This window comes from Orenia marismortui DSM 5156 (assembly GCF_000379025.1).
Taxonomy (GTDB): domain Bacteria; phylum Bacillota; class Halanaerobiia; order Halobacteroidales; family Halobacteroidaceae; genus Orenia; species Orenia marismortui.
This window is the reverse complement of sequence record NZ_KB900624.1, coordinates 1-9723: the sequence shown is the minus strand read 5'-3', so window position 1 is coordinate 9723 and position 9723 is coordinate 1. Positions and strand designations below refer to the sequence as shown.

Here is a 9723-nt window from a genome sequence, read left to right as displayed (position 1 = left end):
CACCCTGCTACTGTTGATTTCACACACCGTACTGGCGAAAACAGCATGGATAGGATTTTCACCTACTGTTTACTAAATCTACGAGGCACACATAAAAAGCAGACAACAGTTTATCTTTCACTGCTATCTGCTTTGATTTTATTAATAGATAAATTTACAATTATTAAGCTTAATATTCTTAAAAAGAAGATACCTTTTTATTAGTTAAGTTTTTGATACTATCTAAATCATTACTTATTACTTCTGCCAAAACTTTAGAAAGTTTAACAGGTACTGCATTACCAATCATTTTATATCCATCATTTAATCGTTCATAGATAAATTTAAAATCATCTGGAAAGGTCTGAATTCGAGCTGATTCTCTAATAGAGAGCCTTCTATAAGGCTTACTCTCATCAAAAATCCATTTATCCTTCTCTACCTTAGTCATCTCTCCAGCAGAAGGATGTATTTTAGCATGGCGACCACTGGCTTCTATAGTATAGGCCACTTCATCCCAACCTCTACGTCTATTTCTAGACATAAACCTTGAAGAAAAATTTCCAATAAAGTATTCATGTCCGTTAATCTCTAGATCATCACCATTAGTATAATTCTTCTCTTTAGCAGGAAGCGGCTTAGGTAAATCTCCAATAGCTTCTTTTAAAGTTACAATTTCTCTCTTTTTAACGTTATTGAAATCAAATTTTAAATTTAAATCTTTACGATAACCAATGATAAAAACTCTTTTCCTACTCTGAGGAACTCCATAATCAGAAGAATCAAGTTTTTTGTAAGTTACATTATAACCTGTTTCTTCAAGCATGCTGATAATTTTGTTAAACTCTTTAATATGTCTTTTAGATATGATACCTGGAACATTCTCAGCTAAAAAGAATTCAGGTTGCTTATCTCTTAAGATTCTAATATATTCATAAAATAATTTACCTCTATTATCATCAATTCCTCCCATTGAACCTGCTAAACTCCAGCTTTGACAAGGAGGTCCTCCAATAATTCCTGTAGCTTTAGGTATTTCTTCAGATTCAATATCAACAATTGATCTTTTATCCAATTCAGTCTGTTTATGATTTTCTTCATAGGTAGCCCATATTTTTTTATTATATTCATTAGCCCAGATTACATTAAATCCAGCCTGTTCAAAACCTAAATCTAGACCACCACAACCTGCAAATAAAGAAATAATTTCAAAATTATTATTGTACTTCATATCTTTAATTTATCCTCCTTAATTTCAATCCACACAAATCTTTAATATAATTTCTACTGATTATATTATAACTGTAATCATTATTTAATATTACATATAAACTTACTCACTCCTTTATTTTATCAGATTTAATAAATAATTAATATCGTAAGCTCATTTTATCAACCTTTGTTTAAAACTATAAGTAATTTAAAAAATCAATTTTGGAGGTCTTTTATATTAATTATAGAAGTTATCCTATTAAATGAGAAATGACAATATTAGGAGGAATCTTCAAATGGCTAAAAGATTTAGTAAAGATGAGAGATTAATTGTAGAGAAATTTGCTCCAGAAAGTAGATTTAATTTTAAAGGTGAAGAATATGAAGTAGTCTTTAGTGATAAACCAACTTGTAGCAGTGGTGAACCAAAAACTGATATTTATGTTGCTTGTAAAAACTTAAGTGATCAATCGCACCAAGAGTTTAAAATTACCTTTAAAAAAGGAAATGCTGATTTTTTAGAAAATAAGCTAAGACCTGAAAGAGCAGAACAACTTTTGGGAGAAAACTGGATAGAATTAGTTAGAAACTCAGTAATAAAATTGAAAAATAAATTTTTAAGTAAGAAATTAATTTATATAACTAGAGCTTGGCCAACCAGAGCAGGGTCTATTACTTTAGGCTGGAGATTTGAACTATTTAATAAAAAACAAGGTTTATTATCTGCTAAAATGGACCTTACTAGAAAACAGGTGATAGATGTTTATGCTGGAACTAATCTTAGTCTAGACAAAAAGAATGCAATGGTAGCAGATCAAGTGATAGAAAACTCAGGAGTGGCTAACTATATTATCGAATACAATCCATCTCAATCTGATACTTTAGAAAAAATAGTAGCTCAAATGATTCCTATAGAAGAATATGTAGAGCAAAATCAAGAAATATACTTTGGATGTAAAGCCTTAAATTATCGAACTTTTAAAGATAAATATGAAGGCAATCGTTCTTTAGCAGTCTATGTTAAGTGGAATATAGTAGATAACAAGTTAAAACCTGAGTTGGTATTTGAAGAACCCTTATTGAAGGATGGACATTACATAGCTGCTAAAACCAAAGCAGCATTAGCTCAATTGGAGATTGAAACTACTGATGATATAACAGAGGATAATGTAGTATCAATGGAATTTGTTTATAATGATTAAAAGTTACTTAGCATGATAAGAATAATTGAACAAATAAAAACCTCGTTATATCTTTCTCTAATTCCTTGCTACCATAAGCTTTAACAGATAAAATAATTATTTATATTGTTGTTAGTAAATTAATATATAAATTAAATAAGGAGCTATCTTTATGGGGGGGAGGGAAGATTGAGGGATACGATTTAGGGTGATGAGAAATGACGCATCAGTTTCTCACCTGTCCCCAGCTTGTGTTGGCTGGCTAGCTTTCTTATTCCATTACGCACCCACCCTAGTTATTCTCTACCTTTTGAGTAGGATAGATGTCCCATAAAATCAAATAAACATATAGAATGTGATATAGTTGAAAATTTGAGCTAGTCTTGTTTGACACTAGTATCAAACATTAATAGACTTAATAAAAAAAGGGGGGAACTGCGTGAAGAAGAACAAAAAAACTATATTGGTAATCTCAATGTATTTATTCTCTTTATCTATTTATATCGGAATGTCTTATATTACACATATTAATATGATGGAGCAGAAAATAGTTTTTAATAAACTAAACATACCTTCTAAAATAGAAAGTTATAATCACATATATCTAAGCCTTTATTTTATAATTCTATCAATTTTCTTTATGATAAAATCATTAAAACTCTTTTCTATTCCTAAAATAATCGATATATTTGTGTTCATAATTGCTTTTATTTTTGTAGTTATAGCTGTTTATAAGTTTTATACTATCAATGCATTTGTAGAGATGTTATTAATTGCAAATGGATTAGTTCTTATGCTTAATTTCATATATAAGAGAAATATTTAATGAATAAAATAATAAAAACTGGGATTATTAATAATCCCAGTTTTTATTATTTTAATTACCTTTGAACTTAAACTATTGTATAAGATACATTACTGTAATAAGTGACATGATTTCCATCTCCAAAAGACCATTCATAAAATTTTGTAGTCACTCTTAGGCTATTTCCTTCTTTCATTCTATCAATTGTACTTTCTAAATCAGAATCATCGATAGCAGCAATAACTGCATCATAGACAGTACTTAGACTTACACCTACTCCAATAGTTGTTGTTATAGCAGAAGCCATAGGATTAGTAATGACTATTCCTGCAACTGTTAAACCTAATCCCTGAATAGCAGCTTCTAAATTATCAAATTCTGTCCCTTTTGCATTATTTACATATTTAGTAAGTTCCATTCCTGAAAATGTTTTAGTTTCTTGATCTAAAAGTCTTCTACCCATTGATATCATCTCCCTTTAATTTTTAGACAAACTTTAATCCAACCGGTTGATTTTTCTTACACTTAATAACAACGTACTTACTAAATAATTTGTAAACCTGAAATTTTTATTTTTTTAATTTTTGTATAGATAATCTTTAATTTCACTTAAATCTTCCTTCATAATCTCTACAATATTTAGCTTATCAGTAAGTTGAGTAATTATATTTTGATATTTCTCTTCTCTTTCTTCTTGCTTTAAATCTCTCTTTTCTTGAGCCTTTAAAATATAGAAGATAAGAATAACCGCTAATACTGCCCATATTCCTTGGGACAAAGCCAAATCTAATATTTTACTTTCCATTAAATTCACCACCTTTAATCTGCTATGAAGCTAAATATTTTCTAATCTTATTTAAGGCTCGATTTTTAGCTCTATTGACAGCTTGCCTAGAAACATTCAAGCTTTTTCCTATCTCAATTTCTGAATAGTCCATAAAAAATTTTGCTTTTAAGATCTTTTTTTTTGTAAATCGGTTAATAATGTTAAGAGTTTTTTAATTAAAATTCTATCTTCTATTTCGGTAATGCTTTTATCTGCTAATATATCTAAATTTATTTCATACTCCTTTTGATTTCTTTGGATATACATTCTAAACAGGTCTATTTTTTTGTTTTTTAATGATATATATATGTAATTAACTGCTTGTCCTTCATGGTCAATTTCCTTTATTTCACAGCTTTTAATTATTTGGATGAATGATATAATCAAATCACTTTCAGCTTCTTCATATTTTAATTCATTACTAAATTTTTTAATTAGTGGTTTAAATCGATTTAAAAGTTCCATCAAAGAATTCTTATTACCTTTTTTAGCTTGCTTTATTAACTTAATTAAGTATAATCTCTCCTTTGGTAGAACTTTATCTTTGCTAAATTATCTACTAAATAAGGACGTGGATTATACTATTTCTGTAAACGTCTTTGTTAAATAATATACTATTTTTCAAATTATAACCAAATGTCTTATTGCTTGAATTATATGTTCAAATAAAAAAAGACCCTAAATTGAGGGCTTTATCAAATGATTTAAGATTGTTAACTTCCAAATATACAAAAAGCAGCTTAGTTAGCTTGTAGTAAAAAACACTACAAAGTAACCAAGCTGCGACTATAGAAATATAAAATCACATCATATACTTCCTCCATACAATCTAACAAATAATAATCATTATTTATAAAAAGATACAAAGATCTAGCACTATCATAATTCAACTCATAAGTCTCATCAATAAACTTATCAAAACTATTATAATCATCTAAATAAATTGAGTCCCCACTATAATATCATTAGCAATCAATTTAATTCTCAATTCTCAATTATTACTCTCCTCAATCACATCAAGACTAATTTCACCCAAATAAACTACATTCCCTAGAACATAATCGCCTTTAGTAGCCCTATGCCAATCCTTAGAAATCTTATAAAAAACCTCTCCCTTTGCTACCTCCATTGGCTCCTTAAGTTTTAAAGTATTCCAAGACTCTTCACTAGCTCGCAAATGAGCCCTTAAGAAGCTGGCATCATCATAAATACTAAATACCTCGTTGTTCTTTTCATCATACAGGCTTAAGCTTGTATAATATTCATTCTGACCAATAATCAACCATTTACCTTCTTCCAAGCGACCATTACTATGTCTAATCTTCCCCTCCATATAACAGACCTTAGTACCCTGCTTTTGATACTCCTTTAAAGCAATATTGTAATCAGCTATGAGTTCTCTAACTAGCCCTCTAAAGCCTCCTACTTCATTTAAATGAAAACTTCCTAAAGTAACTAATACTAAACAAACCATTATGATTAATTCCTGCTTAGAGCCAACTCTAACTCGATACTTCTTCCCAGCCATTACAAAGATCTTATCGGTAATTGGCTTAAAAAGCCCAACCCCACTTACATTCCAACTATCTAATATCAAATGAGAAAAAGCCCCTACTCCTACCCATAGAATGGGTTGAGAAAGATAACTCCCTAAGATAATTACAGGAATCCACAACACCAAGCTATGAGTTAAATTTCTATGGCCAAAGCTCTTATTAATCGGATGAGAAATAAAGAAGAACACCCGTCCAATAGTACTTTGGGGATGATCTATATCAGGCAATAAAGACCCTAAGATTATAAAAACTCCCACATCTTTAAAGCTAAGTCCAAATAAAAAAATAATCATTATAGAGAAAATACTATGTGTTGGAGCAGTCATGACCCACCTCTTCCCATTGATATGTTTTATAAAATCTTAAGTTTTAGCTATCTACTAACAATCCTAATTACATACCTCAATAAGTAAGAACAGGCCATTCCAATCCCTGCTAATACATAAAGGTCACGTTCTCCAATTCCTAAAGCAACATAACGAGTAATCATAATTGCTATTACTCCCACCAACATCACAGGAGCAATATTCACTTCCTCACCCTCTACTCTCTCATCATCATCACGAATAACCTCACCTTTACCTAAAGCCCAAGCTCTACCTGGTACCCCTTTACTTTCCCTAGCAATAGTTGCAGGATCAACAAGACAGCCCAGCTTTTTAGCTACATGTCGTCCGAGATCTAAACGATATTTACGCTTAATAGCTTTAACTCTAATCTTCTTCTTACCCCACAGTAGCTTTTTAACCCTCTCTTTAAAGTTACCCACCCCAGCCAAATAAATCTTATTCCAATTCCCTAAGGCTGTTAGCATAACTGCTTGCTTAGGTGAAATCCTCTCTAAATCATCTACGAATAAAGCTATCTTCTCATGACATTGTAGAACTTCCTTTTCTAAGTCAGCAATCTTCTTCTTTTCAATCTTAATTCCTAACTGCTTAGCAATCCTTTTAATAATAGTACCTCTGGTTTCATTACAGGAGATATAAACCTTCTGCCCCTTATCATAATTAGAATAAGCCCACTTTAAAAGCTCAGTCTTACCAATTCCTTTCTGCCCCACCAACACAAAAGAAATCTCTTTTTGTAAGCGAGGATATAACTCTCTTTTTAATAAATTGTCCCTACCGATTAAATCTCTTGGCTTAATCTCCTCCACATTTTCTAACCCCCTTTTATTAATTGAGAATATAGAATTGAGAATTAAAAATCTTTAGATCTTAATTCTCAATTCTCAATCTTCAATTCTCAATTATTCCCTATCATAGTTTCTAATTTTCTAGTAACTTCATCAACTTCTGCTTCTGCTGTTTTAATGTCCTCTAAAACCTCATAATAGTCATTAATTGAGCTTCTCCCATCTTCTAATAACATAGCTTTCATATACTTAGCTTTTTCTTTATAAATTTTAATTCTTGATCGATTAAGGTCTAGTTCTTTGATCAGCTCAGCTCCCTTGTCCAAAAACTCCATTTTCTCCTTCTTCTTTTTCTTCTCTTCTTCTTTACTATAAATAGGAATACTAAGCTTAATCTCCCCCTTGTATTCATTATCCTCATATAACCCTGTTAGTAGATCAACTTCTACATTAAGCCCACTATAAAGATCATCAGCTTTCTTCTGTAAAAGCTCCCAATAATCTTTATTCCCTTTCCCTTGACCTTGCTCTTTAACTATTAACTCTTCACTTTTAGTTTTTAACTTCCCTCCCCTATTGTCTTCCAAGGCTAACACTGGACAACTGACTAACATAATTAAGATTAAATAAACAAATAGTTTTTTCAGTTAAGATCACTCCCTTTTGAAATCAATTGAAAATACAGAACAAATAATTGAGGATTAAAGACCTTTAGACCCTAATTCTCAATTGCATTTCCCTCTTCTCAATTATTATTCTTCCAAAACCTTTGTCGCCTCCTTATTAACCTTAGTTTGAGCATAAATTTGAGTAGTAGCTACCGAACTATGCCCCAATAACTGCTGGATCTCTCTTAACTTAACTCCTCTTTTCAGTAACGTAGTAGCAAAAGTATGGCGTAAACTATGAAATTTTTCATAATCAAGCTGCCTTAAATAATAATCAACGGTCTGCTGTTGTTGCTTGTAACCTCCTCGACCTTCAGCTTTAAACTCCTCTAAAGCTTCTAATAACCATTCAGGAGCTGGAATCTTCCTTTCCTTATCACCTTTTCCTATTACACTGATACAAGCATCATCAGCTATCATAACACTTTTAATCTCACCAATTCTTAACCCACACATCAACATTAATCCCAGCCAAATACCTTCACGTTTTCCCTCAGTAATTAATTCTTTAGCATGCTCTCTGATCTTAGTAAATTCTTCTTCACTCTTAGCTTTAGGAATTCTTTGTTTTCCTCGTCCTAAAACTACCTTCTCTAACTCTACATGAAGCTTAGTATATCCCTCTCGTAAATACCACTTAGCTAACTGGCGTAAGCCACTAATTCTACGCTTAACAGTATTAATATCTTCTCCTGCATTAGCTCTTTCAATATCCTGCAAGCTTAGATTATAGATTGTCTTATTTTTTCTTTCAGCAACCCTCTGCCAATGTCTTATGTCAGACCTATATGACCTAATCGTATTCTTACTCCTGCCTGCAGACTTCAAGAATAAAAAGAAATCATCAATTTTTTTAGGTCTTCCTCTTTTAGCTTCAATCTGCTGTTCTTGGTGTATAGGCTCCTCTTGAACTTGTTCTTGAACTAAATCTTGCTCTTGGCTCTTATCTTTTAATTCAACTTCCTTTTCCTCTCCAAGCTCACTAAACTCCTCTTGATCTTCAGATGATTCCTTCCTAATTATCTTCCCATTAACTATTTCAATATCATCATAGTCACCATCATCTTTTCCTAGCCCCTTAATAATTTTCTTAAAAAAGTTCATAATAATTTATAACCTATCCTCCTTCAAATCTTATCCTTTAGCAACCTAACTTGTGATAATAATGATTATTACAAGTTCAAAAACAAAGCCTATAACCATGCTATTTTCACTATTATATATATACAAAAAAATATATAAATAATACTTTTTTAAGCTAAAAATTTGAACAAGCCTATTTATGCTTTAAAAATACTTCTTCAAAAAATAAAGAGACTCTAACCATCTCTAGTTAGAGTTTAAATTAAATTTATAATTGATCATAATATCGTCACAAATTAGTTGTAGAATCTTAGTAATAAGACTTATTTGAAATCCCCATCCAATAAATTAATTATTCCACATAACTCATTGATAAGGATATAAGTTTATAAGTACAAAGAAGAAGGAGTATATACTCCTTCTTCTTTATCTATTATTAAGGTATAAAAAGAGATAAACTAACCAACTTCCCAGAATAAAGCTCAGACTACCTTTTAGGTTAATCTCTATTTCCTTATAGTATTTAATCAAATTAAAGCTAAAAACTAATAAATTAAAGATTACTCCTGCCAAATATACTAAATATAAACTCTTCAATTTTTATCACCTCAATAGTCTCTTCAATTAAAATCCTATTCTTCCTGACAATAGTATTTTAAGATTAATTTATCTAACCTCTTACTTAATTTCTGAACCTCTTCATCTTGTAGACCATTAGATCTTTGTTCTACTTTAGCCAATAACTCATCTCTTAAGCTACTTATTTGACTTATAATTTTATTTAGCAAATTATCCCCTTCTATCTAATATAGTTAATATTTAACATTAAAAAATGATATATCTTTTCTTGCCAAAAGTCAATATTGATATTTTTTTGTTATTTGCATATAGTCATATAAGACTTGTTCATTTATGACTATATAATATAAGAAATATTTGATTATATATAAATAATATCTACAAATTATTTAATTAATCTTTAAGTTTTACTGTATTTTTTATTAAATTATTCTTCTAATTGAAGTATCAAGTCGAAGTAATGGTTTCTAATAAGTCTCTAATTAAATGTTTTCTTAGTAGAATAAAATCTTTCAGCTAATATTTATCTTAATCTTTTTATAATTAAAACCCATTTATAGTCTAAACTGAAGCCTTATTAACCCTATAATAGCAAGGCTTTCAAAGAATCATCTTTTTTAAAAACTTAACTATTAAATTTATTTTTATTTTAAAAACTTAACTATTAAATTTTAAAAACTTAACTATGACTTCAAA

The 9723-nt window shown here is 30.0% G+C and carries 13 protein-coding genes; 3 read left to right on the top strand and 10 right to left on the bottom strand.

The annotated features are described in order from the left end of the window. The coding region (locus OREMA_RS19145; protein WP_026189044.1) for a hypothetical protein at positions 1-204 on the top strand (204 nt) is incomplete at its 5' end. Here OREMA_RS19145 and OREMA_RS0116105 read toward each other — a convergent pair. Next, entirely contained in the window at positions 179-1210 is a 1032-nt protein-coding gene (locus OREMA_RS0116105; protein WP_018250279.1) for a DNA cytosine methyltransferase, read from the bottom strand. The genes OREMA_RS19145 and OREMA_RS0116105 overlap by 26 nt on opposite strands. Before the next feature lie 277 nt (positions 1211-1487). Here OREMA_RS0116105 and OREMA_RS0116100 point away from each other — a divergent pair, with 277 nt between their 5' ends. Beyond that, a complete protein-coding gene (locus OREMA_RS0116100; RefSeq protein ID WP_018250278.1) occupies positions 1488-2393 on the top strand; it encodes a hypothetical protein in 906 nt (301 codons plus the stop codon). Between the two features lie 418 nt (positions 2394-2811). After that, positions 2812-3198 carry a hypothetical protein gene (locus tag OREMA_RS0116095; protein WP_018250277.1) on the top strand — a complete coding sequence of 129 codons (387 nt, stop codon included), beginning with the start codon at positions 2812-2814 and terminating at the stop codon, positions 3196-3198. 67 nt (positions 3199-3265) lie between these two features. On the opposite strand, the gene OREMA_RS0116090 is transcribed toward OREMA_RS0116095, so the two are convergent. The 9 genes from OREMA_RS0116090 to OREMA_RS18735 form a co-directional block, all read right to left on the bottom strand. Then, a complete protein-coding gene (locus OREMA_RS0116090) occupies positions 3266-3640 on the bottom strand; it encodes a hypothetical protein (protein ID WP_018250276.1) in 375 nt (124 codons plus the stop codon). 114 nt (positions 3641-3754) lie between these two features. Then, positions 3755-3982, bottom strand: a complete 228-nt coding sequence (locus tag OREMA_RS0116085) for a BhlA/UviB family holin-like peptide (RefSeq protein WP_018250275.1) — start codon at positions 3980-3982, stop codon at positions 3755-3757. 22 nt (positions 3983-4004) lie between these two features. Next, a complete protein-coding gene (locus OREMA_RS19455; RefSeq protein WP_018250274.1) occupies positions 4005-4115 on the bottom strand; it encodes a sigma factor-like helix-turn-helix DNA-binding protein in 111 nt (36 codons plus the stop codon). Between the two features lie 14 nt (positions 4116-4129). After that, on the bottom strand, positions 4130-4504 hold the full coding sequence (locus tag OREMA_RS17995) for a helix-turn-helix domain-containing protein (protein WP_276324751.1): 375 nt from the start codon (positions 4502-4504) through the stop codon (positions 4130-4132). Between the two features lie 490 nt (positions 4505-4994). Beyond that, positions 4995-5885, bottom strand: a complete 891-nt coding sequence (locus OREMA_RS17990) for a metal-dependent hydrolase (protein ID WP_018250272.1) — start codon at positions 5883-5885, stop codon at positions 4995-4997. 47 nt (positions 5886-5932) lie between these two features. Further along, positions 5933-6718 carry an AAA family ATPase gene (locus OREMA_RS0116070; RefSeq protein WP_018250271.1) on the bottom strand — a complete coding sequence of 262 codons (786 nt, stop codon included), beginning with the start codon at positions 6716-6718 and terminating at the stop codon, positions 5933-5935. A gap of 89 nt (positions 6719-6807) precedes the next feature. Then, the gene (locus OREMA_RS0116065) at positions 6808-7284 is read right to left on the bottom strand and encodes a hypothetical protein (RefSeq protein ID WP_157280102.1); all 477 of its coding nucleotides are present in this window, start codon (positions 7282-7284) and stop codon (positions 6808-6810) included. 165 nt (positions 7285-7449) lie between these two features. Beyond that, entirely contained in the window at positions 7450-8469 is a 1020-nt protein-coding gene (locus OREMA_RS0116060) for a tyrosine-type recombinase/integrase (protein WP_018250269.1), read from the bottom strand. Positions 8470-9080: 611 nt separating this feature from the next. Then, complete coding sequence (locus tag OREMA_RS18735; RefSeq protein ID WP_018250267.1) at positions 9081-9236, bottom strand: aspartyl-phosphate phosphatase Spo0E family protein; 156 nt, start codon at positions 9234-9236, stop codon at positions 9081-9083. Positions 9237-9723: the final 487 nt, after the last annotated feature.